Raw genomic sequence first — 25545 nt, forward strand, 5'->3', positions numbered from 1 at the left:
TAGTATCAACGCAAATTATTTATTCATTATTTTGTCGTTGATTACACAGTACTGAACCGATAACGATAAGAAACTCAGTCATCTGCGTACACATCCCTATAGCTTTAGGATTAAGTTGGAATGAAAAGTTTTAAAATTGCCCTAGCACAATTCTCTCCGCATATTGGTAATATCGAAGCAAATGCTGAAAAAATGCAACAATTGGCAAATGAAGCCAAAGCGCAAAAATCAGATTTAATTATCTTCCCTGAATTAGCAACGATTGGTTACCCAGCCGAAGATTTACTGTTGCGTCCAAGCCTGTCTAAACGCACACAACTAGCGTTTGAACAACTGAGCCAAGTGAAAGACATTGTCATAGTCTTTGGTTTTGTCAATCAAACTGAAGATGGCCAACGCTATAACTCTGCCGCAGTAATGAAAGACGGTAAGATTCTCGGTATTTATAACAAGCAAAACTTGCCAAATTATGGCGTGTTTGATGAAAAACGTTATTTTAACGAAGGACATCAGCACTTGGTATTTGAATACCTCGGACATAAATTCGGTGTACTAATTTGTGAAGATATCTGGTCACTGGATACCGTTCAACAACTTGCCCAACTCAATGTAGAAACTGCTTTAGTCCTAAATGCTTCACCATATGAAGTGGGTAAACCACAGCATCGTGTTGAAACCATGTCTGCTCTTGCGAAACAAATGAACCTTAATTTGGTTTATGCCAACCAAGTTGGTGGTCAAGACGATTTAATCTTTGACGGCACCAGTTTTGTCATTAACAAAGACGGCGCTGTTGCAGTACAAGCACCAAGTTTTAAAGAAACATTGCTCTATTCGGACTATATTGGCGAACAACAAAGCTATCAAGTTACTGAAAGCAGTCCAACTCTCGAAACCATGGCAGAAATTTATCAAGCTTTGGTGATGGCAACGCGTGACTATGTTCACCGTTCAGGCTTCCCAGGCGTGATTTTAGGTCTTTCAGGTGGAATTGACTCAGCATTGACCCTTGCGATTGCTGTAGATGCGATTGGTGCTGACAAAGTACAAGCGGTCATGATGCCTTATACTTATACGTCGCAAATCAGTGTAGAAGATGCAGCGGCACAAGCGAAGAATATGGGCATTACCTTTGGTATCGCGGAAATTAATCCAATTGTAAACAGCTTTATGCAAACGCTTTATCCATTCTTTGGTAATGCACCTGCTGATGCCACTGAAGAAAATTTACAAGCACGTACACGCGGTACGCTATTGATGGGCTTATCGAATAAATTTGGTAACCTTGTCCTTTCTACAGGCAATAAATCAGAACTTTCTGTCGGCTATTGCACACTGTACGGCGATATGGTCGGCGGTTTTGCTGTTCTGAAAGATGTGTATAAGACCATTGTATTTGAATTGGCGAAATACCGTAACAGTATCTCTGAAACACCTGTAATTCCAGAACGTGTGATTACTCGTCCGCCTTCAGCAGAACTACGTCCAGACCAAACCGACCAAGACTCATTACCTGCTTATGATGTCCTCGATGCGATTCTGTATGCCTACATCGAAGAAGACATGAGCCAAGATGACATTATTGCCAAAGGCTTTGATGCAGACGTTGTGAAAAAAGTAATTCGCCTCGTCGACTTTAATGAATATAAACGTCGCCAAGGTTCTATTGGTCCGCGTATTAGCTCACGTGCCTTTAGCCGCGAACGTCGTTACCCAATCATCAATGGTTGGAAAGCTGGTCTATAACAGCAAATAGAAACATAAAAGCCCAAACTAAAGTTTGGGCTTTTTTATACACAATATTTTTTCTCTTTTTTCACGCACAAAAAAAGAGACCAAGCTGAGAGCTTGGTCTATAAAAATGGTGGCTATGACGAGACTTGAACTTGTGACCCCCGCATTATGAGTGCGGTGCTCTAACCAACTGAGCTACATAGCCGTAAACTGTGTGCGCATTATCTAAATTTCATGTCTATGCGTCAAGCCTTTTTATTCATGAATGTTCAGAGTTTAAACAGTTGATCTATTTAGTCCGTAAGTTCATCCATATTTGTATAATTTTCATCAGATTAGTATCAAAGCGACAAACTCAGGGTTCCGTTTTTAATGATCTTCTATACGCTCAACTAACATCGTCTATCCGGAAAATATATACACAGAGCAAGGATAAGCTATATCGAGTTCATTAAATGGATAGAGGATGAAACAACAAGCAACTTAATACAGGTTGGTAAATGAACTATCTCAGTAACGCTCTTCTAATCCTCATCCTGAAATCACATTTTTACTGAAAAATTAAATGGCTTAAAGAGCGAAGCCCCGCTTATTATTGTACCGATACGACGTCTAATCATAAATTTTAGACAAAAAAAATCACGTTATAGGAACGTGATTTATAAAATGGTGGCTATGACGAGACTTGAACTTGTGACCCCCGCATTATGAGTGCGGTGCTCTAACCAACTGAGCTACATAGCCGTAAACTGTGCGCGCATTATGTGATTTTATCTTTAATACGTCAAGTACCTAATGCGCTTAATTGATCAAAATTTGGTGAAGTGAGCCGATAAGCCGGGTTCTGTCGTGAACGATCATTCCTCTAGGCGTACAATCACTCATACGCTCCAGCGACCTACCCGGATCCAGCATGGGCATGCCTAAAGGATCCCTATTTGGTCTTGCTTCCGGTGGGGTTTACCATGCCATGAACTGTTACCAGTCATGCGGTGCGCTCTTACCGCACCCTTTCACCCTTACCTCCGATTTCGATTGCTCGAAACCATAATGAAGGCGGTCTACTCTCTGCTGCACTTTCCGTCGGCTCACGCCGCCCAGGCGTTACCTGGCACCTTGCCCTATGAAGCCCGGACTTTCCTCCCCTGCTTCAATCACGGAGATCTCCACAGCAGCGATCGTCTGGCTCACTTCGAAGCGCATAGTATCAAATCTTAGACTTAATTGCTTGCGCTTTTTTGAGCAATCAGCTTTTTATATTTATCCATCAGCTCATCCTCAGTTTCAGCATGATGGGGATCAAGTGGGATACAATCTACAGGACAAAAGAGCTGACACTGCGGTTGATCATGATGCCCCACACATTCAGTACATAAGTCTGGGTTAATTTCATAAATCAATTCACCCATAAAAATTGCTTCATTGGGGCAAACAGGTTCACAAACATCACAATTGATGCATTCATCAGTTATATATAAAGACACTCTACCAACCTTGTTGATGCTTTTGCTCAAAGGCTTTCACCACCGCTTCAGGAACGAATTTGGTGACATCGCCTTTCAGACGAGCAATTTCACGAATTAACGTGGAAGAAATAAATGAATATTGTTCCGATGGCGTTAAAAACACCGCCTCAAAGCGTGAATCGAGTTGACGGTTCATATTCGCCAATTGAAACTCATATTCAAAATCAGACACTGCACGTAACCCACGCAGCACAGCCGTTGCCTTTTGTTCACGGAAAAAGTTTACCAATAAACCATCAAATCCTACAAATTCTACATTAGGTAAATGACTCAGAGAAGCCTGTGCCAATGCCACGCGTTCTTCCAACTTGAACAACGGATTCTTATGATGCCCAATCGCAATTGCCACCACCACTTCATCAAACATTTTTGATGCACGCGTCACAAGGTCGACATGCCCATTGGTAATTGGATCAAATGTTCCTGGATAGATTACGCGAGTTTTAGACATCCATTTGTACTCTAATTCATTTTATTGGGATGTATTTTAACAAAATCTTGTTTTTTTGGTGAAGAAACTGCATAAATTTGAAAAATCTTCACTATTCGTGCAAAAACTATTGGGCTGTTTCATTTAAGTAAAATAGCAGTGTGCCATTTGATGGTGTATTTGATTTACTTTAAACCTTTTCAATCCGATTTAAGAATTGTCAGTAGGTTCATGTTGGGGCACAATAGTCATAACTTTGGAAGTAATTGATTATGGCGAAAGCAACTGTAGTTAAAAAACATAATGGCGGTACGATTGCCCAAAATAAGCGTGCCCGTCATGATTATTTTATTGAAGAAAAATTTGAAGCAGGACTCTCCTTACAAGGTTGGGAAGTTAAATCATTACGCGCAGGTCGCATGACCCTGTCAGAGAGCTATATCACCTTTAAAAATGGTGAGGCTTTCCTCTTCGGTGCACAAATTCAACCGTTACTCAGTGCGTCTACGCATATTGTTGCTGAATCAACCCGTACACGTAAGCTACTACTGAACCGTCGTGAACTGGATAAGTTACTCGGTGCAGTCAATCAAAAAGGTTATTCATGCGTTCCGCTTGCCGCTTACTGGAAAGGTCCACGCGCGAAGTTGGAAATTGCTTTAGTAAAAGGTAAACAACTCCATGACAAACGTGCTACGGAAAAAGATCGTGACTGGCAACGCGATAAAGCACGCATCATGCATAAGTAATAAAAAACCTCCAATTTGGAGGTTTTTTATTACTAGAAGTGTTAATAGTCAGCTTTTAGCTCAACTAAATACTTCCCAAACTTTCGTGCGGTTTCCAAGTCACCTTCTGGTGGGGTAACTTCAACACTGGCATTATCTGACTGCGTCATTAACCCCAAGAAGCTCGACATACGGTTAATATCTTGCTGGCTACGTCCAGTTGGCATAAATGGCAAACCCGCCCACAACATACCATGCTGCATGGCAAATAAATTAATCTGTTGCAAGACAGCCAATTTATCACCACTTAAACCACCACCATTGGTAAAACCAGCAGCAAGTTTTCCTTGCCAAGCACGAGCTAACCAGCGCTTAGAGGAATCTTCCATAAATTGTTTCAGTGCAGAAGTCAGGCTTCCCATATATGTTGGGCAGCCCATAATAATAATATCAGCCTGATCTAAAAGCTCCCACTGGACTGCTGCCACAGAAATCAAATGGACCTCTGCACCTGCCTGCTCTGCACCTTGCGCAATATATTGGGCTACCTTGGCCGTATGACCATAAGGACTATGATAAACCACACATACATGTACAGGAGCAGAAGAAACGAGATCAGTGACAGACATGGAAACTTTTAAAACCAAATAATTAAGTCAAGTTTAACACTTTTCGTTCGCCTGAGGCGAGTGCATAGCACAATGTAAAAATCGTTGCACCAATCAAACTTGCCATGCTCATTTTAAAAATACAAAGGTCGCCATTCTTCCAGTTTTAGCATTACGGCGATAAGAATAATATTCTTCAGTTTGTCTATAGGTACACTGGTCTCCACCTAAGATCTTGGTGACACCATGCTGCTGCAAAATATAGCGCGCAATCGCATATAAATCAGCAAAGTATTTCCCCTGCTCTTTCGATGGCTCAAAGGTCGAGGCTAAGGCAGGATACTTGCTACAGAAGATTTGTTTGACTTCTGCCCCTACTTCAAAGCACGGTTGACTAATGGCTGCCCCTAACCATGCCCAAGTAGGAGGATGCTGCATGGCTGCAATGGTGTTTTCCACAATTCCATTGGCCAGTCCACGCCAGCCTGCATGTAGGTTGGCCACCTCAATCGCTTCAGCATCGCCAAGTACAATAGGTAAACAATCCGCCGTCATCATCATTAAGGCATGCTGCTTCTGTTGAGTTACTAAACCATCGCCTTCGAGTGCCTCGAAGTAGATCTGTTCATTCACAGTGTGACAAATCGTGCTATGGGTTTGCGTCATCCACGTTATTTTTTCTACGCCAAAAGCAGAGAATTCCTCAAGTAACTGCATTCGGTGTTGTTGTACTCGATGAGCATTATCCTGAACATGCAATGCCAAATTAAAACCATCAAGTTCAGGTTTATCCGATGCCTGAGTATGCTCATGTTGCACACGCGTTTGCCCGACAAAAACACCTTCTGGAAAGCCTTGAACAAATTGCATGTTAAATTCCTTATTCAACTTAAATCATCTTTGCGTTATTCCTTTTACCATCAGGAACTTCGCAAAGATCACCTCTTCAATTGCTTTTAATAAGCTTTATTCTCGCTACGCAATACATCAACCAATGCTGCAAAATCTTCTGACCACGGTGCTTCAAACATCATGTCCTTACCCGTACGTGGATGAACTAAACCCAATTGCACAGCATGTAATGCCTGACGTCTAAAGCCACGCAAAGTATCATTTAACAATTCAGATGCCCCAGCAGGAACACGTACACGAGGCATATAGACTGGATCACCGACCAAACCATAACCAATGTAAGCAAAATGCACACGAATTTGGTGCGTACGTCCAGTTTCCAAACGTGCCTGTACACGGGTGAAATGCTGAAAACGCTCTTTTACATTGTAGTGGGTCACGGCATCTTTCCCACCCGGCAAAACAGTCATTTTAACGCGATCAACTGGATGGCGTTTAATCGGCTCATCAATGGTACCGCCTGCAATCATGCTGCCATAAACGATCAAATCATAGACACGATAAACCGATTTATCTGCCAGTTGTTTGCTTAATGCAAACTGAGCTTCCAAAGTTTTCGCAACCACCAACAAGCCGCTCGTGTCTTTATCAATGCGATGTACTAGACCTGCACGTGAGAGTTCAGCCGACTTTGGGTAATGATAAAGCAGCGCATTAACCAACGTCCCTGTGCTATTTCCAGCACCAGGATGCACCACCATTCCAACAGGTTTGTTAATCACAATGATGTCATCATCTTCATAAACAATATTGAGCGGAATGTTTTCAGGCTGACTCGTTGTTTGTGCTTCTAGCTCGACATCAAGAGTAAGCTGCTCATATCCTTCACATTTGTACTTTGGTTTAACAATGTTACCATTTACCAACAAATGCCCATCCTTCAGCCACTGCTTGAGTTTTTCGCGTGAGAAATCACTCCAAACATTCGCCGCAACCTGATCAATACGTTGCCCGATATAGCTTTCATCCAATTGAAATTGCAACGATAAACGTGTTGCAGTTGCATCAGAAGTATGGTTATCTGCTTCGTCTATTTCTTCAAGTAAATTGAAATCAGTTTCTGCAGAATTTGTATTAGTAGATTGTGCTTGGGTCATTTGATCATTCAAACAAAAGTGGTTTAATAGCGCAATTGTAGCTCATTGCCCGTATTAACAGAGGAATTTTTATGTCGCTACCACGTTATAAAATTACAATGCTCGCTCTTTCTTTAGGCATTGCGTCTGCAATGGTGGGCTGTAGCAGTAATCCAAAAAAAGAAGTGGTGGATACAGGCCCACAATTAAGTGAGCAAGTGTATATACAAAAAGCCGAGAAAGCGCTAGATAATGGTCAATATACTGATGCAGCCAAGTACCTAGAAGCAATTGATACTTACTACCCAACGGGTGATTATGCGCAGCAAGCCCAGCTTGAGTTGTTGTACACTAAATTTCAGCAAAAAGATTATGAAGGCACGATCAGCCTTGCAGAGCGTTTTATTCGCTTAAATCCGCAGCATCCAAATGTAGATTATGCTTACTATGTACGCGGTGTAGCGAACATGGAACAAAACTATGATGGTTTAATGCGTTATACCTCATTAAAGCAATCACATCGTGATACCAGCTATTTAAAACTCGCTTACCAAAACTTTGTCGATTTCATTCGCCGCTATCCATCGAGCACTTATGCGGTAGATGCAGCACAACGTATGAAATATATTGGCAATGAGCTGGCAGAAAGTGAAATGAATGTCGCGCGTTTTAACATTAAGCGTAAAGCTTGGTTAGCCGCTGTTGAACGTTCGCAATGGGTGATTGAACATTACCCACAAACACCACAAATTCCAGAAGCATTAGCAACAGTTGCCTATGGTTACGAACAACTGGGTGATAAAACCACTGCGCAACAATATATCGATGTTCTAAAACTGAACTATCCGAATTTAGTGAAATCTGATGGTAGCGTGAATTTACGTGCTGTACGTAAAGAAGGCAGTTGGATCAACCGCGCAACTTTAGGGGTCTTTGGTCGTGAAGAACAAAGTGCTATCGAAACACCGAAAACGACAGCACCAACGGCACAACGCAGCCTAACCAACCGCATGACTTTTGGTTTGCTAGGTCGTCCAGATGTTTCAAGTGAAGGTCCTGCTTCGAGTACATCTGGCGAATAAAACTCGCAAGTTTTGATGCAATTTCATGAAGGGCAAGTTATCATACTTGCCCTTTTATATTTTGCATTTGGCTTGATCTGACTGATTAAACCCTATACAAATAAATAGTTTTCTTTTGCAAAAGTTAGATTCAAGCAAATCTCGCTTTGCATTTTCATTTTTGCTAGATGTATCACGATAACGACTATGGCCATTCCTCAGCACACGATAGATCAAATTCTCGATCGAACTGATATTGTCGATTTAATTGGCCAACGCGTGAAACTTAAAAAAACGGGACGCACATACTCAGGTTGCTGCCCGTTTCATCAGGAAAAGTCGCCCTCTTTCCATGTCTATCGTGATAAACAGTATTATCACTGCTTTGGCTGTCAGGCGAATGGTAATGCCATTCGCTTTCTCATGGACATCGACAATCGGAATTTTGTCGATGTGATGAAAGATCTGTCTAGCCAAGCGGGTATTGAATTGCCCAAAGACAATCAAGATTCCAAACGTCTCTCCTACAAACGAGAAACTAAACCTGTAGCAGCAGATCCAGTTATTCCCACAAATCCTGTTCAGATTCCAATACCTCACAACCCGCAAATCGATCATGATCCATTTGAAGAATTTGGTAATATCGAGGATCCTTTTGCCCAGTTTGAACAATTTCAAGCATTCAATGAAGCCCCCACTCAAGAGGGTAATCTTTATGATTTGCTGGAGAATGTCGCGCAGTTCTATGAACGACAACTCCCCCAAAGCCAAAGTGCACAACAGTACTTTAAACACCGCGGCTTAGGTGCAGAGACGCTTCAATTCTGGCGTTTAGGCTATGCACCTGAAGATTGGCAACATTTGGAAAAAGCCTTCCCTCATGATGTTCAGGGCTTAAAATTATTGGGTCTAATCCGTACCAGTGACAAAGGACGAGATTTTGACTTGCTGCGTGATCGGGTGATTTTCCCGATTCGTGATGCCAAAGGTCGTGTGGTCGGCTTTGGTGGTCGTGCCCTGAATGACCAAATTAAACCCAAATATATCAACTCGCCAGATTCCGAAGTTTTCCATAAGAACCAGTTACTGTATGGACTTTATGAGGGACGCAAACAAAAAGCCCAAGACTGGCTCATGGTTGAAGGTTACATGGATGTCATCGCGCTACAACAAAATGGCATTTATGGTGCAGTTGCAACGCTAGGAACTGCCAGTAATACAGAGCATTTAAATATTCTGTTCAAACAGAATAATCGTATCACCATTGCCTTTGATGGTGATGCCGCAGGTCAAAAAGCAGCACGACGGACTTTAGACATTGCCTTACCCTTATTAAATGATGGTCGTGAACTGAAGTTTTTTGTACTCCCCAATGATCATGACCCTGACTCACTGATTCGACGCGAAGGTTTAGAAAATTTCCAGCGCTTATTACAGCAAGCCCCATTACTCTCCGACTTTGTATTTGCACATTTAACCCAAAATCAAGATATCAGTAGTCCTGAAGGTAAAAGTTTGGTCATGGCTGAACTGCGTCAACTGACTGAACTGTTGCCAAAAACGGGTTCTTTTCGTTATCTTTTAAATCAATCCTTTAAAGAAAAATTAGGGTTTGGCAAACGTTGGACACCACAACTCAGTAATGATGCGTCTTTATCTTTTAACATTCGCACCAAAGATGAAGACTTTGCCATCGCTATCCTGATGAATCATCCATTTTTATATATTCATTTTGAAACTTTACGTGCCTTTGTTCCAAGTCAGGAACTACTCTCGCATGTCCTTAATATTCTCAATCGGATTTTTGATAACTTGCCTGATGACCAAGAGCTAGCAACCTATTACGTATTGGGTGCTTGCAGCGCTTACAGTTTAGAAATTGCTGATATTATGCGACGTACCAATATTGAAGTGCTGACCCATGCACCAGAAATGGCGGATAAACTGGCGACTGAATACGCCTTAGGCTTACAAGAAAAATTTTTACGTCAGAAATTAAAAGACCCGAATTCATTACTTGAGTCACGTAATTTACGTCAACAATTGAACGAACTGACCAAGAAAATTGGACTGCGCCTGTTATCTTAAGCCAATAAAATCATATTTATTTTTTAGCTTTACGTCGATGCGCTGCAACATTAGCTAGGCTTTGCTGTAACTGTTCAAAATAAGCAGGATCTTCTGCCTTGGCTGCATCACGTAACACAATAGAGGTTGGGTGTAGCAATTTCTGCGTTAAACGATGGGCAAAATCTTGCATAATTTGTGCAGCATTTCCCCCTTTTTCTAAGCGAGACAAAGCCAATTGCAATTCTTCTTGTTGTAATTCATGCCCATGTTGGCGATATTGATGAATAGTTTCGCCCGCTTCATTGACTCGTTCATGGGTAATCAGCTCAATGGCTAATTGATTCACCATCACTTCCGCTTCAACAGCCGCCTGACGACGCTGCGCAAGATTTTCATCAATAACCGACTGTAAATCATCCACACCGTAGAGATAAACACCATCTAAAGATTCAACTTTAGGTTCTATATCACGCGGTACGGCAAGATCAACCAAGAGCATTTGCTGATAACGGCGTTTCTTTAAAGCACGCTTTACATCTTGATAGGAAATAACTTGATGCAAACTTCCCGTACAGCTTGAAATCACATCTGCACGGTATAAGTTTTCAGCCAGCGCTGCAAAATCAATAATCTCAACATCAACCTGATGGGCAATTTCTTGAGCTAACAATTCGGCACGTTCACGGGTGCGGTTACAAATCAGTACTTTGCCAACCCCCATTTCCGCCAAATGTTTAGCTACCAAGCTATTCATTTCACCTGCCGCGACAATCAGCACGGTCATTTTTTCAGGTTGGCTAAAAACTTGTAAGGCTAACTGCGCAACGGCATACCCCATTGAAACAGCATGACTTCCCACCGCTGTTTCTGAACGAACGCGTTTTGCAGCATAGAAAGCATATTCGAAAATTCGATTTAAATTACCTGAAACTGTATGTGCATCTTTGGCTAAAGACAGTGCAGATTTTACCTGCCCTAAAATTTGCGGTTCACCGAGCATTAGAGAGTCTAGCCCGCTAGCCACCCGCATTAAATGCGTCACCGCTTGCGCATCTTCATAACGATAGACATGATTGACTAATTGCTTAACATCTAAATGATTTGCTTGGGCGAGCCAACTGAGTACCATATCCGCATTCTCAGATATGGCATAAACCTCGGTGCGGTTACACGTCGACACAACCACCAAATCATTTAATTCAGAGTTGTGACTTTGCTGAGCAAGCAATACACTAAGCTTTTCAGCATTAAATGCAATTTGCTCACGCAACGCTACTGACGCGGTTTGATGGTTGACCCCCAATGCAAAGAAAGACATATCAAATCATCAATTCACTAAATTTATGCTATTGTGCAACATCGGTGTCATAAAAAGCATTACTTGGATCAAGAAAAAATTGCGTCAAACAAACAGCCGTATAAACGGCACGACGATAAAGCAGTATTCTACCACATTCTTACTGCTTGGTAGCATGGCTTCTGGTACTCATGTAAGAGCATCAGAGGTTGTTTATCATGCAAATTCAAATAATAATGCCATAAAACAAAGCATGATTGCCGAATTTGCTTTGGCTTATCACGATATTCCAACCGCTTTGCACAACTACACCGTTCTGGCCATTCGCAGCAATTCTACTCTAGTGAAACAACGCGCACTCAATATTGCTTTGGAACAAGATGATCTAAAAGCGGCGCTTGATATTGCAACACATTGGGTTGTACAAGAACCTGAAGATGTGCCCGCCCTATTTTATTTATCGCATATCGCCCTAAAAGCACATGAATACGAGTTGGCAGCAGAAACACTCGATAAAATATTAATGATTGATCCTAATGCGGATTTAGAGCAAATTTTGGCGGGTATTTCACCTGAATCACAAGCAGACCGTGAAGTTCTGCTCAAGACCTTGTCTGCCAGTAAAGAAAAGGACAATCCATCCATTTTGGTGCTGATCGCTGGTTTAGAAGCGCAAAATGGTCAATTTGATCAAGCATTAATTACCATTAACCGTGCCTTACGCAAGCGCCCGAAAGTCACAGGCTTTATTCTCATGAAAGCCAACTTGCTGACTGTCTTGGGTGACGAACAAGAAACCTTGAAATGGTATGATAAATCTAGCCGCAAACATCGTGAAAATTTAGAAATTCGACTCGCAGAAGCTAAATATTTAATTAAATTAAATCAGTCCGAGACTGCGCTTAAAAAGCTCGAAAGCATCTTAAAAAAGTGGCCCAAGCAAGAAGAGGCTCTCTTTTTAGCAGGCCTGACCAGTATTGACTTAAAACAATATGAAGATGCGGAAAAATTTTTGGTCGAACTACGCTATTCAGCTCAATATCAAAATGATGCCTACTACTATTTGGCCATCAATGCTGAACGCAAGCAGCACTTTGAAACAGCCAAAGCCTACTACCGCTTGGTCGATGGCAACCTCTATCCTGTCTCTAGACGCAGCATGATTAATATTTTTGCACAGCAAAACAAGTTACAAGATGCCTTACGTTTTTTGACTCAGGAACGGGTCAATTACCCACAACACGCCAGTTTCCTCTATCAGGCGCAAGCCGATATTTTAAAACGCATGAACAATATCAAGGCGGCCCGTCGTTTATTGGATGAAGCCATTAAAAATCTACCAGACGATCCTGACTTGATTTATGCAGAGGTGTTATTGCTCGATCCCTTTCAAGACCGTGTTAAGTTAGAACAACTCCTCAATCGCTTATTGGAAATTGAACCGAATAGCCCAACCTATTTAAATGCTTATGCCTATACACTTGCTTTACAAAATCGGCGTTTAGATGATGCGCGGCATTATGTTGAACTCGCATTAGAATACACCCCCGATCAAGCATCAATTTTGGATACGCTAGGCTATATCACCTATCTACAAAATGACTTTGAAACTTCCGCACAAGTGCTTGGCAGGGCTTACACCTTAAGCAATAGCATTTCAATAGGAGTTCGATATGCTAAAGCATTATATATGCAAGGAAAAATTACTGAATTTAGTACTGTGTTACAACAATTAAAACAAAAACATCCAAATGATCCTCAATTGGAACAACTGAGTTCGTTACTGTTACCTCAACATATGAAAAAGAGCTAATTGATTTTGATGCGTGTATTTTCAAAAGTCGGTCTGACCGTATTCACCAGTAGTGTTTTATTCCTAACCGGTTGTCAGCAATTTACCAAACCGCAAATTCCTGCGGAAAGCCCAAATGCTGCTGAACAGAATCATTTTAATTTACAAGGTAAAATTGGCGTGCGTACACCGCAGCAATCGGGTAGTGCCTTTTTTACATGGCAGCAACAACAGCAACAATTTGACATCGAACTCAGTGGTATTCTTGGGGTCGGTAAAACTCAAATTACTGGACAGCCCGGTGCTGTAAGCCTCAATAGTGCGAAAACAGGTTTAATCCAAGCCGCTACGCCAGAAGAACTGCTAGAACAGGCCACAGGTTGGCAAGCGCCCATTACGCATTTAATTGACTGGGTACAGGCTCGACCAGCAACACTACAAGCACAAATTAATAAGGATGCAGCGAATCGCCCGCAACAAATTATTGAAGATGGCTGGCAAGTCGACCTTAGTTATAACGATACTGCTCAACTACCCAATAAATTAGTTCTGAAACAAGAACTTGAATCTGGTAAAGAAAATCGTATTACAATGCTGATTCAAAACCGTTAATTCTGGCTAGCTATGATTCGAGTACCCTCTCCTGCAAAACTCAATCTGTTTTTACACATCACTGGACGTCGTGAAAATGGATATCACGAGCTGCAAAGTATTTTTCAACTGATAGACTTATGCGATTGGTTGGAATTTGAACCTACTCAGCAAAATGACATTCAGATCGAAGGCTTAAATGCCGTCGATCTGGAGCAGAATTTAATTTACAAAGCCACACAGATGTTAAAACCGTTGGCAAAGCATCTCACTGGCTTAAACATCAAAATTGAAAAAAATATTCCGATGGGTGCAGGACTCGGTGGTGGATCATCTAATGCTGCGACCACCCTTATTGTTGTGAACCAACTCTGGCAGTGTGGCTTAACAATTGAACAATTGGCTGAACTGGGGGTAAAACTTGGTGCTGATGTGCCTATTTTTATACATGGGCAAAATGCATGGGCAGAAGGCATCGGTGAACACTTAACATTCATCAACTTAGATCAAAAACAGTACATAGTGCTAAAACCTGATTGTTTTATCAGCACTCAACTGCTTTTTTCACAAAAAACGTTGACAAGAAACTCGAAGCCATCTAAATTTTGCGCCTATCAGATAAAGCCATCTGACTTTGGAAATAACTTTGAACCTTTGGCAAGAAGTCTATATCCTGAAGTCAATGAAGCGATGCAATATTTAGATCAGTTCGGTATTGCAAAACTTACAGGTACAGGTGCTTGTGTTTTTACTGAAGTAACTGCTGAAATGCACGTAAATGAAATTCTTGAACATGCACCATGTAAAGCTTACTTGGTAAACAGTTTAAATGAATCTCCATTACGTCATTTTAAAGTTCAATAGGGGCGTCGCCAAGTGGTAAGGCAGCGGGTTTTGATCTCGCCATCCGTTGGTTCGAATCCAGCCGCCCCTGCCAATTTCACCTGTAGATGTATGTATTAGGGGCGTCGCCAAGTGGTAAGGCAGCGGGTTTTGATCTCGCCATCCGTTGGTTCGAATCCAGCCGCCCCTGCCATATACACACATCAAATTTAGGGGCGTCGCCAAGTGGTAAGGCAGCGGGTTTTGATCTCGCCATCCGTTGGTTCGAATCCAGCCGCCCCTGCCAATTTCAAGCTTAAAAGACAGAACAACACTTTGCATCTTCTTGTTAATTTACCTTGACATGAACGCGCAAAAATATTAAAGTTCTGCCGCATTAGGGGCGTCGCCAAGTGGTAAGGCAGCGGGTTTTGATCTCGCCATCCGTTGGTTCGAATCCAGCCGCCCCTGCCATCTAATTTCAAACACACCAACCGCCAAGGGTGCTTCATGCCCAATCTTGTCGTTTTTAGTGGAACTGCTCATCCACAATTCGCTCAAAAAGTCGTAAGCCATTTGCACATTCCTTTAGGTGCTGCTTCAGTTTCAACCTTCTCTGATGGTGAGATTGCTGTAGAAATCACTGAAAATGTTCGTGGTAAAGACGTATTTGTCGTACAACCTACTTGTGCGCCTACTAATGATAACCTTATGGAAATCTTAGTGATGGCAGACGCCTTACGTCGTGCAAGTGCTGGTCGTATAACTGCTGTCATTCCTTACTTCGGTTATGCACGTCAAGACCGTCGTCCTCGTTCATCTCGTGTTCCAATCACTGCAAAAGTTGTCGCAGACATGCTGACTACTGTAGGTATTGACCGCGTTGTGATGATCGACCTACATGCAGACCAAATCCAAGGTTTCTTCGATATCCCTGTAGACAACATTTATGGCACTCCAGCATTACTTGCTGACTTACGCCAACAGTCTCATGACAACCTCATGGTTGTTTCTCCAGACGTTGGTGGTGTAGTTCGTGCTCGTGCTGTTGCTAAACAAATGGGTGATATTGACCTTGCGATTATCGATAAACGTCGTCAAAAAGCGAATGAATCACAAGTGATGCATTTGATTGGTGATGTGAAAGGTCGTGATTGTGTCATTGTTGATGACATGGTAGATACAGCGGGTACTTTATGTAAAGCTGCTGATGCACTGAAAACTTTTGGTGCTCGCCGTGTTGTTGCCTATGCAACTCACCCTGTACTTTCAGGCAAAGCCATTGAGAATTTGAAAAACTCTGTCATCGACGAACTCGTAGTTACAGATACAATTCCACTTTCTGAAGAAGCACAACAGCTTGGTAAGATTCGCCAAGTTTCGGTTGCCAGTATGGTTGCTGAAACAATTCGTCGTATTAACAACGAAGAATCTATTAGCGCAATGTTCGATAGTTATCTATAATATAGCGCTAGAATTCCAAAGCCCTGCCCAGTGCAGGGCTTTGTCTCACTAGGTCGGTCGCAGATCTAGTTTATTTAATAAACTTAAATTAAGGATGTCTATCATGGCAAACTTCGTATTAAACGCACAAGCACGTGAAGCAGCTAACCAAGGGAAAGGTGCGAGCCGCCGCCTTCGTCATGCTGCACAAGTTCCAGCAATCATCTACGGTGGTAACGCTGAACCTGTAGCCGTTACTTTAGAACTTCGTGAGCTTGTTAAAGCTTTAGAAAACAACGCTTTCTTTGAAGAAGTTGTTGAAATCAAAGTTGGTGACAAAGTTGAAAACGTTAAAATCCAAGCGTTACAACGTCACCCAGCTAAAAATACACCTATGCACGCTGACTTCAAACGCGCATAAGTGTTGAATGGTGTAATTAGTGGCTAATATATCGCTAATTGTTGGTTTGGGTAATCCTGGAAAGGAATATGCCCAAACCCGCCATAATGCAGGCTTCTGGTTTGTAGAACGCATTGCAGAAAAATATGGCATTACATTAAAAGCCGATCCCAAATTCCATGGAATAAGTGGTCGTGGTAATATCGAAGGTCAAGACGTTCGTCTGCTTTTACCAACAACCTTTATGAACCTTTCGGGCAAAAGTGTTGTTCCCTTCTGCAAATTTTATCAAGTTGCTCCTGAAGCAATGTTAATTGCCCATGATGAGCTTGATATGAACCCGGGTGTCATTCGCCTCAAAACTGGCGGTGGTCATGGTGGTCATAATGGATTGCGTGACATTGTTCCACACCTCGGTCCAAATTTTCATCGTCTACGTATTGGTATTGGTCATCCTGGTTCTAAAGAACGTGTCTCTGGACATGTGCTTAGCAAAGCGCCAAGCAGTGAACAAGGTTTAATGGATGATGCAATCGATCATGCACTATCACGACTCAAGTTACTCGTGAATGGTGATATTCAGCAAGCAATGAATCAAATCAATGCTTATAAACCCAACTGAATTTATTTGAATTGTTAAACAATCGTTCTTGCCATGTTGTTCATTTCAGAGCAGAATGCGTTTTTTGCCGATTACTAATCTTGTAAGACGCGATTGATTCAAACAAAAGATAAAGGTCTTAGGTCCACTCAGGAGACGCTCGCTATGCTATCTCGTTTACTAAAATGCAAAATTCACCGCGCTGTAGTTACCCATGCTGAACTTCATTATGAAGGTTCATGTGCAATTGATGGTGTGTTAATGGATTTAGCTGGTATTCGTGAATACGAAGAAATCCATGTTTGGAACGTGACCAACGGTAAACGTTTCGCAACTTATGCAATTCGCGGTGAAGACAATTCTGGCATTATTTCTGTGAACGGCGGTGCTGCTCACCAAGCGGATGTTGGTGATCTTGTAATCATTGCAACTTTTGGTGCATTTACCGAAGCAGAAGCCAATGCGCACAAACCTCGTTTGGTCTATGCCAACCCAGACAATACAGTCAATCACACTGCAAACTGTATTCCAGTTCAAGTGGCATAAGATAAATAAGAAGCTCGCAAATCGCGAGCTTTTTTATTGCGATCAGGTTCTTTCCACTCACCACATCCCTTCTCAATATGCTTAGCGAATTTATTGCAATCATTGTCAGAAATAATGATGATGCTAACGTTAGATGAAATATCACATTTTCTGTAAAAAAGTTTATACTAGCAACACATCGCTTCAGGGCGGGGTGCAATTCCCCACCGGTGGTAAGTTCTAGTATTGAACACTGAGAACAAGCCCACGAGCGTGTAGCCTTTAAAGCCACATGCAGATTTGGTTCAAAGCCAAAGCCGACGGTATAGTCCGGATGAAAGAAGACGACGTGACCAATAAAGTCTCAGGCGTAAGTCTGTGATCATTTATTGCTACGCCAATTTTTCAAAGTCCTGAAATGTTCAACCGTATCTTCAACTTACGCGAGCGTTTCAATGTCTAGTTTAATTCAACCCGAACTCTTTTTTTCAGCACTTCCCCCAGCAGAACAGCGTATTCAACAAGCATTAGCTGACATTCGCCAAGGTAAACCTGTTTTGGTGATGGATGATTTTGATCGTGAAAATGAAGCTGATTTAATCATTGCAGCAGAAACATTAACGGTCGAAACCATGGCGCGTATGATTCGTGACGGTTCAGGCATTGTTTGTTTATGCCTCACCAACGAGCTCGCAGATCATTTAGACTTACCTCCCATGGTCAGTGACAATTCAAGCCAATTTAAAACTGCATTTACAGTCACCATAGAAGCCGCTCAAGGAGTGACTACAGGTGTATCTGCACATGATCGTGTGACTACAGTTCAAACGGCAACACGTACTGGTGCAGTAGCCAGTGACTTAAACCGTCCTGGTCATGTATTCCCATTACGTGCGCGTGATGGCGGTGTACTCACTCGTCGTGGGCATACTGAAGGGACAATAGACCTTGCCCGTTTGGCGGGACTGAAACCTTCTGGAGTTTTATGTGAATTGACTAATCCAGATGGCAGCATGGCTTCTGGTATTCAAGTTCTGGCTTATGCAGAAACGCATCAACTTACGGTCATTACCATTGAAGAACTGGTACAATATCGCTTAGCTCATCACGTATAAATGACACCGTCCCAGTCTTCAAACTGGGACTTTTTTAATTTGATCAAGAATCATATTTAAAACAATGTGGCATAAATACCATAAAGTGCGACAACAATTAAAATCACACCGCAACAAGCCAATAGATGCTGATACATATTGGAACGTGAAAAGCGATTAAACATTAAATATACAAATGATAGTGTCGCAAAATCGAGTGCAATCCAACTTACAGTCAGGATACTTAAACTCAAATTTAAATTTGGTGTAATCTGTACAAATTGTGGAAAAAAAGACGCAAAGAAAATAATATCTTTAGGATTTGAAATGGCAACAAGGAAACCTTGCTTAAATCCACCATTTGCAACTGTACTCGAGGTATTTCCAGCACCTACATCGCCCTGCCAAACTTCTCTTAAAATTTGTATACCCAAATAAACAATATACAGACAACCCAAAATCTTAACGACATTAAACCATTGCTCGCTAATGGTTAAGAAGCCTTTAAGAATGGCAATGGAAGCAGCAATTAAAATTAGAGAAGCCAGATTCGTACCGAAAATGGTTTGTAAGGCACGACGATAGCCCCCTTTTAAACCCGCACTTGCCACCAATAGCATGACGGGCCCAGGTGTAGCGATCATAATTACAACAGCAAAACAATATAAAAAGTATTCAATATAATTCACAAGTCATTACTTTCTTTTATACACATTAAAATAAAGCGAGCGTTTTAATCTTCTTCATCATCACGTAATAAGCTATGACTAATTCCATCAGCACGGAGAAATGCCAGATCATAACTTGCAGTTGCCAATGCCAACACGCGACGCTCAAACTCTTGCCACAAAGCTTTCACTTGCTGTTCAGTAATACCCAAACCACTTTCTTGAGTAAAATTTTTGTTTTTTTCACAAATTTTCAGGGCATGATATAACTTACGTCCTTTAGAGGCTTCTGGTCGCAACCGTACTCGCTTCGACAAGACAAAACCTTCGACATGTCGTAAATCTGCAAAGGGTAGCATGGGAACTAGAATCTGATCCAATTGAGCATCTAAACGGATCCAAACTGCATTTTGCTGCACTGTTGAATAAGTATTCCACTGAATGACTTCATGATTAAAACGACGACATCCCCGACAAACTGCATCACCAAAGACCGTAGAACAACGCCCTGCACATGGCGTGAGTGAAGCGATTCGACGATCATTACTCAAAATAAACTCCTAAAATCATATAGATAACCACTATAAAACAAAATTTAATTCCATCAATTTTCAATTAAAGTTGCTTAAGCATCATACCGTTTATCACCTAATTTAAAAACCATAATTCTTGACGGGTTTTCTCGCTTATTACAGTAATTCGCGCTAAAATATGCGCCTTAAATTTTGTCCTATCGTTTATATTTGGAGTACTCCATGAACGCTACTGTAGAACAGCTTGCACCTGTAGAACAGCAAGCGACCGCTGATTGGGTTGTTGCCGCACTTTATCAATTCAAAGAAGTTCAAGATTCTGCTGATTTACAACAGCGTCTTTTAGACTTGGTAAACTCTATCAACCTATGTGGTACTCTAATTGTTGCAGATGAAGGAATTAATGGTACCGTTGCGGGTGACCGTGTAGCAATTGATGCTATACATCAATTTCTATTAAATGAAGGCTTTAACGCAATGGAATATAAAGAGTCAACCAGCTCTGAAAAACCATTCCGTAAAATGAAAATCAAACTCAAAAAAGAAATTGTCACTCTAGGCGTAGAAGTTAAGCCACGTGATTTAGTTGGTCACTACTTAGACCCAAAAGAATGGAACGACCTAATTGCACGTGATGACGTGATTCTGATTGATACGCGTAATGATTACGAATATAAAGCAGGTACTTTTAAAGGTGCAATCGACCCGCAAACTGAAACTTTCCGTGAATTTCCAGATTACGTAAAGAAAAACCTTGAACAGCATAAAGATAAGAAAATTGCGATGTTCTGTACGGGTGGTATTCGTTGTGAAAAATCGACTTCTTTGCTTTTACAAGAAGGCTTTGAAGAGGTTTACCACCTGAAAGGCGGTATTTTAAAATATTTAGAAGAAACCCCAGCTGAAGAAAGCATGTGGGAAGGCGAATGTTTTGTATTTGACGGTCGTACAGCGGTAACTCACGGTGTTGAAGAAGGTCAAAATATTAAATGTCACGCATGTGGTTGGCCATTACTTCCAACTGAAGTGGAAGAGCCAAGTTATGAACATGGCGTGTCTTGTAAATATTGCGTAGACAAAACCACTGAAAAGCAAAAAGATGGTTTCCGTATGCGCCAATCTCAAATTGCGGCGGCAAAACGTAAACGTCTGTAATCATTCCTCGATATTTTTAAAAGCCTCCTCTCGCGGAGGCTTTTTTACACTTAGACCAAGGCAAACAAATACAAAACAAAGCTTTACCACTGTTTCAAATCCTACTAGGATAAATTGTCTTCACTTTCATAAACGTATATGAACCTGACAGAATGGATTATCTCCATCATGGAACAACTCGGTTATCTAGGTATCGCACTTCTAATGTTCCTCGATAATGTTTTTCCTCCTATACCTTCTGAAATTATTATGCCTTCCGCAGGCTATACTGCCTCACAGGGTGAACTACTGCTCATTGGTGTGATTATTGCGGGTTGTATCGGCTCTCTAGTTGCCGCAGCAGTTCTATATTGGATTGGTTATAAATTTAATCATGCAACCATCTTTCGTTTCGTTGACCGATATGGAAAATATTTCTTTATTCAATCAACCGATGTTAAAACTGCCCTAGACTGGTTTGAACATTACGGGCACCGTATCGTCTTTTTTGGTCGTATGGTTCCTGCTGTCCGTTCTTTGATTAGTATTCCTGCTGGCATGAGTCGGATGCCATTTTGGAAATTCATGTTCTACAGCAGCTTAGGCACCATTATTTGGACCAGTTTCTTAGCTTGCGTAGGTTTCTATTTCGGTGAAAATCAAGCACTCATGCATCAAATTTTTAGCCAAGTGGGCTATGTGATGCTTGGTATTGCCCTGCTCATTATTTTATGGATTTTCTATCGAAGATATCAGAGAAAAAAACAACATTTTAAAGACTAAATTGATTTAATTTAAGGATTTACATGAAGCATTATTTAAAACATTTTGCTGCAATTTACAGTATCGCTTTAGTGATTCTTGTGGCTATTCTGATTTTTGGTTTACAGTTAGGCGGAATTACTCTAATTCCTGCTTTGATTGCTTGCGCTTTACTAAGCGCAAGTCATTTTGTCAAAAAAGAACAACGCCTACCTAGCAGTGATGAAAAAATTCAATTGGTTTGGGGCTGTAGTGCCATTGCCATTATCATCGCGAGTTTCTTTGTGTTCTTCTTGGTACTGATGAACCCCAATGCAGAGCAAATTTTAAAAGCTGCTGATGAAGCAGGTCTAGGTATTTCAGCACTTATCATGCTGTGCTTAATAGCAGTACATGGCATCATTTTTCATTTTGCCTATGGTTGGTATGCAAGCTTTATCGCAAGAAAACAGCACCCAATGTAACACTCCCGTCACGTTAAGCTCAAAATGAATTAGATGACTTCCAGTACATTGTTAACATAAAAAAAAGCACCTGACGGTGCTTTTTTTTTAATACTATAGGGTTAGTTTGGTGTGTGATACATGAGCTGCGATTGTAGCAGCGCAAGATGCAACATCACGCTGGCGTGTGGTACATTAAATAAATTTCATTTAAATTGTCTGGAATTTCTTCCGCCAATTCATCCATTAATTGACCATTGCGACGGAAAGATTCCATTTGTGGATCTTCGTCATCAATGCCACTGAACACCATGATTGGTAAAGTTAAATCAACCAATTGTTCTTCGTATTCTGGCGCAAACCATGCTTCTTCATTTAAGAACATCGCATCGACAAAGCCAACACTCCAGTCACCTAAACTTGATTCCACATCAGCTTCTTCAATTTCAAAAGGAAATTCAATTCCTTCTTCATTCGCCAAATTCTGACGAATACTATCTAGCCAAGATTTGACTTGTGCAATAATCTCAGCAGGAACTTTTTTCTGATTACTTTCAAAAAGCTCATCTAACCAGCGATCAAATTGCGGACCAACAGCAATTGCACATAAAAAACCATGAGTCGCTGCGAAATCTAGACCATGCTCATTTTGGTCACCATCTAGATATTCACTCAATAGGTCTAAATCTAAAGCACTCATTTTATATCCAAGCTTAAAATTGTAAGACGTATCATAACATTTTCAACACACGATTCTCATCGTGAGTTTTAATCATCCTCATCATCGAAATCGTCGTCATCGTCTATATCGTAATCAAAATCTTTTAACTCGCGCTCTAAACGGCGTTGTGCGAGTAAGTCATCAATTAATCGACGTTTTTCCAGCGACTCTTTTGCGCTAATCTTGCTTGATGCTTCGTCAAAATTGACGTCATCATCACCGTAGTTATCATCTAATTCAAAATCTGTTGAAGACACTCAAACTACCTCATAATAAAAATATAATGGGTCTAGGCGCTATTTATCGTTCTTCCGAAATCTTGTCAAGCTTTATTTAAATTTATTGCATTTTATTTGAATTTTGGTCTTTATTTTTAACCAATTTCATGGCATGATATAATCCACCCTGCGTCTTTTAGTTTTGTGGTATTTTTAATATCAAATCCAAAATGTTTTTGATTCCAAATGTTGGATTTTGAACTGACGAACGCAAGGGATGAACTTGAAAATAACAAATTCACCCCCATCTTTATCCTTAAATTTACATTAAATATTTTATCAGGCGGCTTATTTGCTGATTATTCCTGATGAGATACATTGCATTTACAGATAAGTTTATGAAGCAAACTGAGCTATCCAGCACGGTTTTTCACAGTCACAGATTCAACAAAGAGTAAGCAAAGATGAGCGATATGACTTCCCCTACTTCGCAAGTAGCGGCTCTGATTAGCCGAGGCAAAGAGCAAGGTTACTTAACTTATGCTGAGGTTAACGATCATCTCCCAGACTCGATTACTGAAAGCGAACAGATTGAAGACATTATTCAGATGCTTCAAGACGTTGGTATTCCTGTACACGAACGTGCACCTGAATCTGACGATACAATGTTCGAAGACAATGCAGAAGCTGCCGATGAGGTTGCAGAAGAAGAAGCTGCTGCCGTTCTTGCCTCTGTAGAAAACGAACCTGGTCGTACCACAGACCCTGTACGTATGTACATGCGTGAAATGGGTACTGTTGAGCTTTTAACCCGTGAGGGTGAAATTAGCATTGCGAAACGTATTGAAGAAGGTATTCGCGATGTTCTGCATTCTATTGCCTACTGGCCAAATGCAGTTGAAGTCGTTTTACAAGAATATAATGATTTTCTAGAAGGCGAACGTCGTCTTGCAGATATTTTATCAGGCTATTTAGACCCTGAAACTGATGAAGAGATTCCAGAAGTCTTGGAAGAAGAAGCTGAAGAAATTGAAGAAATTGCAGACTCTTCAAGCAAGTCAACCAAAGATGTCAAACTTGATGATGAAGATGAAGATGAAGAGTCTGAAAGTGATGATGATTCTGAAGGTGATTCTGGCCCAGACCCTGAAGTTGCGAAAGTACGTTTTTCAGAACTTTCAAATGCGTGGGAACAAACCAAAACCGTAATTGCGAAACATGGTCGTAATAGCGACGAGGCTAAAGCTGCGCTTGAAGCCCTTGCAACTGTGTTTATGATGTTCAAATTTACTCCGCGTCTATTTGATATCATTTCAGAAATGATTCGTGGCACTCACGACCAAATTCGTACGTCTGAACGCGAAGTAATGCGCTACGCAGTTCGTCGTGGCCGTATGGATCGTACTCAATTCCGTACATCTTTCCCAGGTCAAGAATCAAACTTTGCTTGGTTAGATGAACAAATTGCTAAAGCGCCAACTGAACATAAAGCGCATTTAGAAAAAGTGCGTCCTGATGTGCTTGCTTTCCAACAGAAAATTGCCGACATCGAAAAAGAATTGGACTTAAATGTAAAAGACATTAAAGACATTTCTAAACGTATGGCTGTGGGTGAAGCAAAAGCGCGTCGTGCGAAAAAGGAAATGGTTGAAGCCAACCTGCGTTTGGTAATTTCGATTGCGAAAAAATATACCAACCGTGGCTTACAATTCTTGGACTTAATTCAAGAAGGTAACATCGGCTTGATGAAAGCCGTAGACAAGTTTGAATACCGTCGTGGTTATAAGTTCTCAACTTATGCAACGTGGTGGATTCGTCAGGCGATTACTCGTTCAATTGCGGACCAAGCACGTACCATTCGTATTCCAGTACACATGATTGAAACTATTAACAAGATCAACCGTGTATCCCGTCAACTTCTTCAAGAAATGGGTCGTGAACCTACACCTGAAGAATTAGGCGAACGTCTGGAAATGGACGAAGTTAAAGTACGTAAAGTCCTCAAAATTGCCAAAGAACCGATTTCTATGGAAACGCCAATTGGTGATGATGAAGATTCGCATTTGGGTGACTTCATTGAAGACAGCAACATCACTTCACCAGTCGATGCTGCAACTTCAGAAGGTCTTAAAGAAGCGACTCGTGAAGTACTTGAAAACTTGACTGAACGTGAAGCGAAAGTCTTGAAAATGCGTTTTGGTATTGATATGCCAACCGACCATACTTTGGAAGAAGTCGGCAAACAGTTTGATGTAACACGTGAACGTATTCGTCAGATTGAAGCTAAAGCACTTCGTAAGTTACGTCATCCTTCTCGTTCTGAACATTTACGTTCATTCCTAGAAAACGACTAATT

26 protein-coding genes, 6 tRNA genes, 1 other RNA gene and 1 riboswitch are annotated in these 25545 nt (G+C 41.2%); of the genes, 20 read left to right on the forward strand and 13 right to left on the reverse strand.

Going from position 1 to position 25545, the window contains the following annotated elements; genetic code table 11:
* The first annotated feature begins 120 nt into the window (after nucleotides 1-120).
* A complete protein-coding gene (locus DCO44_RS05445) occupies nucleotides 121-1746 on the forward strand; it encodes an NAD+ synthase (RefSeq protein WP_116759827.1) in 1626 nt (541 codons plus the stop codon).
* 116 nt (nucleotides 1747-1862) lie between these two features.
* On the opposite strand, the gene DCO44_RS05450 is transcribed toward DCO44_RS05445, so the two are convergent.
* The 5 genes from DCO44_RS05450 to coaD form a co-directional block, all read right to left on the reverse strand.
* Nucleotides 1863-1939, reverse strand: a tRNA-Met gene (locus tag DCO44_RS05450).
* 462 nt (nucleotides 1940-2401) lie between these two features.
* Nucleotides 2402-2478: transfer RNA gene (locus DCO44_RS05455), tRNA-Met, on the reverse strand.
* Between the two features lie 73 nt (nucleotides 2479-2551).
* Nucleotides 2552-2928, reverse strand: an RNA gene (gene rnpB, locus DCO44_RS05460) — RNase P RNA component class A.
* A gap of 26 nt (nucleotides 2929-2954) precedes the next feature.
* Nucleotides 2955-3218, reverse strand: coding sequence for a YfhL family 4Fe-4S dicluster ferredoxin (locus DCO44_RS05465; RefSeq protein WP_116759829.1), 264 nt, complete (start codon nucleotides 3216-3218; stop codon nucleotides 2955-2957).
* Nucleotide 3219: 1 nt separating this feature from the next.
* Complete coding sequence (gene coaD / locus DCO44_RS05470) at nucleotides 3220-3711, reverse strand: pantetheine-phosphate adenylyltransferase (protein WP_116759831.1); 492 nt, start codon at nucleotides 3709-3711, stop codon at nucleotides 3220-3222.
* A 251-nt stretch (nucleotides 3712-3962) separates the two neighbouring features.
* Here coaD and smpB point away from each other — a divergent pair, with 251 nt between their 5' ends.
* Nucleotides 3963-4439, forward strand: a complete 477-nt coding sequence (gene smpB, locus DCO44_RS05475; RefSeq protein ID WP_116759833.1) for an SsrA-binding protein SmpB — start codon at nucleotides 3963-3965, stop codon at nucleotides 4437-4439.
* Between the two features lie 41 nt (nucleotides 4440-4480).
* Here smpB and DCO44_RS05480 read toward each other — a convergent pair whose 3' ends face one another.
* The 3 genes from DCO44_RS05480 to rluD all read right to left on the reverse strand — a co-directional run bounded on the left by DCO44_RS05480 (nucleotide 4481) and on the right by rluD (nucleotide 7035).
* On the reverse strand, nucleotides 4481-5047 hold the full coding sequence (locus tag DCO44_RS05480; RefSeq protein ID WP_116759835.1) for a flavodoxin family protein: 567 nt from the start codon (nucleotides 5045-5047) through the stop codon (nucleotides 4481-4483).
* Nucleotides 5048-5155: 108 nt separating this feature from the next.
* On the reverse strand, nucleotides 5156-5896 hold the full coding sequence (pgeF, locus tag DCO44_RS05485; protein WP_116759837.1) for a peptidoglycan editing factor PgeF: 741 nt from the start codon (nucleotides 5894-5896) through the stop codon (nucleotides 5156-5158).
* An 86-nt stretch (nucleotides 5897-5982) separates the two neighbouring features.
* Nucleotides 5983-7035, reverse strand: a complete 1053-nt coding sequence (gene rluD / locus DCO44_RS05490; RefSeq protein WP_116759839.1) for a 23S rRNA pseudouridine(1911/1915/1917) synthase RluD — start codon at nucleotides 7033-7035, stop codon at nucleotides 5983-5985.
* Nucleotides 7036-7106: 71 nt separating this feature from the next.
* Here rluD and DCO44_RS05495 point away from each other — a divergent pair, with 71 nt between their 5' ends.
* Nucleotides 7107-8096 (forward strand): outer membrane protein assembly factor BamD, encoded by a 990-nt coding sequence (locus DCO44_RS05495; protein ID WP_116759841.1) that lies wholly within the window; start codon nucleotides 7107-7109, stop codon nucleotides 8094-8096.
* 186 nt (nucleotides 8097-8282) lie between these two features.
* A complete protein-coding gene (locus DCO44_RS05500) occupies nucleotides 8283-10163 on the forward strand; it encodes a DNA primase (protein ID WP_116759843.1) in 1881 nt (626 codons plus the stop codon).
* 16 nt (nucleotides 10164-10179) lie between these two features.
* Here DCO44_RS05500 and hemA read toward each other — a convergent pair whose 3' ends face one another.
* Nucleotides 10180-11463 carry a glutamyl-tRNA reductase gene (gene hemA / locus DCO44_RS05505; RefSeq protein WP_116759845.1) on the reverse strand — a complete coding sequence of 428 codons (1284 nt, stop codon included), beginning with the start codon at nucleotides 11461-11463 and terminating at the stop codon, nucleotides 10180-10182.
* A gap of 79 nt (nucleotides 11464-11542) precedes the next feature.
* Between hemA and DCO44_RS05510 the strand changes: the two genes are divergently transcribed.
* The 12 genes from DCO44_RS05510 to ribB all read left to right on the forward strand — a co-directional run bounded on the left by DCO44_RS05510 (nucleotide 11543) and on the right by ribB (nucleotide 18731).
* Nucleotides 11543-13255: a tetratricopeptide repeat protein gene (locus DCO44_RS05510; protein ID WP_213066310.1), complete on the forward strand. Its 1713-nt coding sequence runs from the start codon at nucleotides 11543-11545 to the stop codon at nucleotides 13253-13255.
* Between the two features lie 9 nt (nucleotides 13256-13264).
* Complete coding sequence (gene lolB / locus DCO44_RS05515) at nucleotides 13265-13846, forward strand: lipoprotein insertase outer membrane protein LolB (RefSeq protein WP_116759849.1); 582 nt, start codon at nucleotides 13265-13267, stop codon at nucleotides 13844-13846.
* Between the two features lie 12 nt (nucleotides 13847-13858).
* Complete coding sequence (gene ispE, locus DCO44_RS05520; RefSeq protein WP_116759851.1) at nucleotides 13859-14689, forward strand: 4-(cytidine 5'-diphospho)-2-C-methyl-D-erythritol kinase; 831 nt, start codon at nucleotides 13859-13861, stop codon at nucleotides 14687-14689.
* Nucleotides 14688-14762: transfer RNA gene (locus DCO44_RS05525), tRNA-Gln, on the forward strand. The genes ispE and DCO44_RS05525 overlap by 2 nt, the downstream gene beginning before the upstream one ends.
* A 24-nt stretch (nucleotides 14763-14786) precedes the next feature.
* Nucleotides 14787-14861 (forward strand) — tRNA-Gln (locus DCO44_RS05530).
* An 18-nt stretch (nucleotides 14862-14879) separates the two neighbouring features.
* Nucleotides 14880-14954: transfer RNA gene (locus DCO44_RS05535), tRNA-Gln, on the forward strand.
* 92 nt (nucleotides 14955-15046) lie between these two features.
* Nucleotides 15047-15121: transfer RNA gene (locus tag DCO44_RS05540), tRNA-Gln, on the forward strand.
* Between the two features lie 36 nt (nucleotides 15122-15157).
* Nucleotides 15158-16111 carry a ribose-phosphate pyrophosphokinase gene (locus DCO44_RS05545; protein WP_116759853.1) on the forward strand — a complete coding sequence of 318 codons (954 nt, stop codon included), beginning with the start codon at nucleotides 15158-15160 and terminating at the stop codon, nucleotides 16109-16111.
* A 103-nt stretch (nucleotides 16112-16214) separates the two neighbouring features.
* Nucleotides 16215-16511 (forward strand): 50S ribosomal protein L25, encoded by a 297-nt coding sequence (gene rplY, locus DCO44_RS05550; protein WP_116759855.1) that lies wholly within the window; start codon nucleotides 16215-16217, stop codon nucleotides 16509-16511.
* Nucleotides 16512-16530: 19 nt separating this feature from the next.
* The gene (gene pth, locus DCO44_RS05555) at nucleotides 16531-17112 is read left to right on the forward strand and encodes an aminoacyl-tRNA hydrolase (protein WP_116759857.1); all 582 of its coding nucleotides are present in this window, start codon (nucleotides 16531-16533) and stop codon (nucleotides 17110-17112) included.
* A 144-nt stretch (nucleotides 17113-17256) separates the two neighbouring features.
* Nucleotides 17257-17637: an aspartate 1-decarboxylase gene (gene panD, locus DCO44_RS05560; protein ID WP_016165796.1), complete on the forward strand. Its 381-nt coding sequence runs from the start codon at nucleotides 17257-17259 to the stop codon at nucleotides 17635-17637.
* A 176-nt stretch (nucleotides 17638-17813) separates the two neighbouring features.
* Nucleotides 17814-17966: riboswitch (FMN riboswitch) on the forward strand.
* Between the two features lie 105 nt (nucleotides 17967-18071).
* Nucleotides 18072-18731: a 3,4-dihydroxy-2-butanone-4-phosphate synthase gene (gene ribB / locus DCO44_RS05565; RefSeq protein ID WP_116759859.1), complete on the forward strand. Its 660-nt coding sequence runs from the start codon at nucleotides 18072-18074 to the stop codon at nucleotides 18729-18731.
* 56 nt (nucleotides 18732-18787) lie between these two features.
* On the opposite strand, the gene DCO44_RS05570 is transcribed toward ribB, so the two are convergent.
* Both DCO44_RS05570 and DCO44_RS05575 read right to left on the reverse strand, forming a co-directional pair.
* A complete protein-coding gene (locus tag DCO44_RS05570; RefSeq protein ID WP_116759861.1) occupies nucleotides 18788-19399 on the reverse strand; it encodes a LysE family translocator in 612 nt (203 codons plus the stop codon).
* 44 nt (nucleotides 19400-19443) lie between these two features.
* Nucleotides 19444-19929 carry a DUF1289 domain-containing protein gene (locus DCO44_RS05575; protein ID WP_116759863.1) on the reverse strand — a complete coding sequence of 162 codons (486 nt, stop codon included), beginning with the start codon at nucleotides 19927-19929 and terminating at the stop codon, nucleotides 19444-19446.
* A 204-nt stretch (nucleotides 19930-20133) separates the two neighbouring features.
* Here DCO44_RS05575 and DCO44_RS05580 point away from each other — a divergent pair, with 204 nt between their 5' ends.
* From DCO44_RS05580 to DCO44_RS05590, 3 genes are all read left to right on the forward strand, one after another.
* Nucleotides 20134-21066, forward strand: coding sequence for a rhodanese-related sulfurtransferase (locus DCO44_RS05580; protein ID WP_116759865.1), 933 nt, complete (start codon nucleotides 20134-20136; stop codon nucleotides 21064-21066).
* 138 nt (nucleotides 21067-21204) lie between these two features.
* Entirely contained in the window at nucleotides 21205-21828 is a 624-nt protein-coding gene (locus tag DCO44_RS05585) for a DedA family protein (RefSeq protein ID WP_116759867.1), read from the forward strand.
* A gap of 23 nt (nucleotides 21829-21851) precedes the next feature.
* The gene (locus tag DCO44_RS05590; protein ID WP_116759869.1) at nucleotides 21852-22271 is read left to right on the forward strand and encodes an ABZJ_00895 family protein; all 420 of its coding nucleotides are present in this window, start codon (nucleotides 21852-21854) and stop codon (nucleotides 22269-22271) included.
* A gap of 154 nt (nucleotides 22272-22425) precedes the next feature.
* Here DCO44_RS05590 and DCO44_RS05595 read toward each other — a convergent pair whose 3' ends face one another.
* Together DCO44_RS05595 and DCO44_RS05600 are read right to left on the reverse strand one after the other, a co-directional pair.
* Nucleotides 22426-22950, reverse strand: a complete 525-nt coding sequence (locus DCO44_RS05595; protein WP_116759871.1) for a YecA family protein — start codon at nucleotides 22948-22950, stop codon at nucleotides 22426-22428.
* Between the two features lie 68 nt (nucleotides 22951-23018).
* Nucleotides 23019-23228, reverse strand: coding sequence for a PA3496 family putative envelope integrity protein (locus DCO44_RS05600; RefSeq protein ID WP_116759873.1), 210 nt, complete (start codon nucleotides 23226-23228; stop codon nucleotides 23019-23021).
* Between the two features lie 425 nt (nucleotides 23229-23653).
* On the opposite strand from DCO44_RS05600, the gene rpoD reads away from it, so the two are divergent.
* A complete protein-coding gene (gene rpoD / locus DCO44_RS05605; RefSeq protein ID WP_116759875.1) occupies nucleotides 23654-25543 on the forward strand; it encodes an RNA polymerase sigma factor RpoD in 1890 nt (629 codons plus the stop codon).
* The last annotated feature ends 2 nt before the right edge of the window (nucleotides 25544-25545 follow it).

Origin of the sequence: Acinetobacter sp. AM (assembly GCF_003105055.1) — a bacterium.
GTDB lineage: Bacteria > Pseudomonadota > Gammaproteobacteria > Pseudomonadales > Moraxellaceae > Acinetobacter > Acinetobacter tibetensis.

What these genes read in the sequence shown, in the direction of transcription:
- DCO44_RS05445 (WP_116759827.1), top strand. Translation starts at nt 121, where the DNA reads ATGAAAAGTTTTAAAATTGCCCTAGCACAATTCTCTCCGCATATTGGT.
- coaD (WP_116759831.1), bottom strand. Translation starts at nt 3,711, where the DNA reads ATGTCTAAAACTCGCGTAATCTATCCAGGAACATTTGATCCAATTACC.
- smpB (WP_116759833.1), top strand. Translation starts at nt 3,963, where the DNA reads ATGGCGAAAGCAACTGTAGTTAAAAAACATAATGGCGGTACGATTGCC.
- DCO44_RS05480 (WP_116759835.1), bottom strand. Translation starts at nt 5,047, where the DNA reads ATGTCTGTCACTGATCTCGTTTCTTCTGCTCCTGTACATGTATGTGTG.
- pgeF (WP_116759837.1), bottom strand. Translation starts at nt 5,896, where the DNA reads ATGCAATTTGTTCAAGGCTTTCCAGAAGGTGTTTTTGTCGGGCAAACG.
- rluD (WP_116759839.1), bottom strand. Translation starts at nt 7,035, where the DNA reads ATGACCCAAGCACAATCTACTAATACAAATTCTGCAGAAACTGATTTC.
- DCO44_RS05495 (WP_116759841.1), top strand. Translation starts at nt 7,107, where the DNA reads ATGTCGCTACCACGTTATAAAATTACAATGCTCGCTCTTTCTTTAGGC.
- DCO44_RS05500 (WP_116759843.1), top strand. Translation starts at nt 8,283, where the DNA reads ATGGCCATTCCTCAGCACACGATAGATCAAATTCTCGATCGAACTGAT.
- hemA (WP_116759845.1), bottom strand. Translation starts at nt 11,463, where the DNA reads ATGTCTTTCTTTGCATTGGGGGTCAACCATCAAACCGCGTCAGTAGCG.
- lolB (WP_116759849.1), top strand. Translation starts at nt 13,265, where the DNA reads ATGCGTGTATTTTCAAAAGTCGGTCTGACCGTATTCACCAGTAGTGTT.
- ispE (WP_116759851.1), top strand. Translation starts at nt 13,859, where the DNA reads ATGATTCGAGTACCCTCTCCTGCAAAACTCAATCTGTTTTTACACATC.
- DCO44_RS05545 (WP_116759853.1), top strand. Translation starts at nt 15,158, where the DNA reads ATGCCCAATCTTGTCGTTTTTAGTGGAACTGCTCATCCACAATTCGCT.
- rplY (WP_116759855.1), top strand. Translation starts at nt 16,215, where the DNA reads ATGGCAAACTTCGTATTAAACGCACAAGCACGTGAAGCAGCTAACCAA.
- panD (WP_016165796.1), top strand. Translation starts at nt 17,257, where the DNA reads ATGCTATCTCGTTTACTAAAATGCAAAATTCACCGCGCTGTAGTTACC.
- ribB (WP_116759859.1), top strand. Translation starts at nt 18,072, where the DNA reads ATGTCTAGTTTAATTCAACCCGAACTCTTTTTTTCAGCACTTCCCCCA.
- DCO44_RS05580 (WP_116759865.1), top strand. Translation starts at nt 20,134, where the DNA reads ATGAACGCTACTGTAGAACAGCTTGCACCTGTAGAACAGCAAGCGACC.
- DCO44_RS05585 (WP_116759867.1), top strand. Translation starts at nt 21,205, where the DNA reads ATGAACCTGACAGAATGGATTATCTCCATCATGGAACAACTCGGTTAT.
- DCO44_RS05590 (WP_116759869.1), top strand. Translation starts at nt 21,852, where the DNA reads ATGAAGCATTATTTAAAACATTTTGCTGCAATTTACAGTATCGCTTTA.
- DCO44_RS05595 (WP_116759871.1), bottom strand. Translation starts at nt 22,950, where the DNA reads ATGAGTGCTTTAGATTTAGACCTATTGAGTGAATATCTAGATGGTGAC.
- rpoD (WP_116759875.1), top strand. Translation starts at nt 23,654, where the DNA reads ATGAGCGATATGACTTCCCCTACTTCGCAAGTAGCGGCTCTGATTAGC.